This is a genomic window from Butyricicoccus sp. AM27-36, from assembly GCF_003480945.1.
Lineage (GTDB): Bacteria > Bacillota > Clostridia > Oscillospirales > Butyricicoccaceae > Agathobaculum > Agathobaculum butyriciproducens.
This window is the reverse complement of the sequence record NZ_QUJR01000019.1, coordinates 1-303: the sequence shown is the minus strand read 5'-3', so window position 1 is coordinate 303 and position 303 is coordinate 1. Positions and strand designations below refer to the sequence as shown.

Annotated in this window: 1 tRNA gene; it reads right to left on the bottom strand. The window is 49.5% G+C overall.

Annotated features, from left to right (window positions below):
* Positions 1–138: 138 nt before the first annotated feature.
* A tRNA-Glu gene (locus DW724_RS14875) sits at positions 139–213 on the bottom strand.
* Positions 214–303: the final 90 nt, after the last annotated feature.

The window sequence follows — 303 nt, the reverse complement described above, 5'->3', positions numbered from 1 at the left end:
GCTTAACTACTGTGTTCGGAATGGGAACAGGTGTACCCTCGTCACCATTAACACCTACTATTTCGTTGCACATTCCTGTGCAGCTTTGTTATTATAACATACCATCAGCCTACTGTCAACATCTTTCTTGAAGAAATTTGGTGACCCGTGGGAGAATCGAACTCCCGTTTGCGGCGTGAGAGGCCGCCGTCTTAGCCGCTTGACCAACGGGCCATAACAGTTAGACTTCCGGTATTTCTCGGTTCCGCTGTGGATTTTGTTACGAACCCACAGCGCACCGAATCTGGTACACCATCACGGGCT